1 protein-coding gene is annotated in these 385 nt (G+C 75.6%); it reads left to right on the top strand.

Going from position 1 to position 385, the window contains the following annotated elements:
* Positions 1–17 precede the first annotated feature (17 nt).
* Positions 18–385: ketoacyl-synthetase C-terminal extension domain-containing protein (locus UK12_RS33390; protein WP_331386676.1), on the top strand; the 368-nt coding region annotated here is incomplete at its 3' end.

Genomic DNA, 385 nt, shown 5'->3' with positions numbered 1-385 from the left:
ACGAGCCCTCGCCGCATGTGGACTGGTCGGCGGGTGCGGTGGAGTTGCTCTCGCAGGCGCGGCCGTGGCCGGAGACGGGGGAGCTGCGCCGGGCGGGTGTGTCGTCGTTCGGGTTCAGCGGGACGAACGCGCACGTGATCATCGAGCAGGCGCCGGAGCCGGTGGCTGCCGAGGAGGCGCCGACCGCCGATGTGCCGGTGCCGGTCGCGGGTGTGCCGGTGGTGGGTGCGTCGGTGGTGCCGTGGGTGGTGTCGGGTCGTGGTGCGGAGGCGTTGCGGGGTCAGGCGGCGCGGCTGCGGGCGTTCGCGGCGGGTGAGCCGGGGCTGGACGTGTCGGGTGTCGGCCGTTCGCTGGCGACCGGCCGTGCGGTGCTGGAGAACCGGGC

Origin of the sequence: Saccharothrix sp. ST-888 (genome assembly GCF_000955975.1) — a bacterium.
Lineage (GTDB): Bacteria > Actinomycetota > Actinomycetes > Streptomycetales > Streptomycetaceae > Kitasatospora.
This window is presented reverse-complemented; position numbering and strand designations above follow the sequence as displayed.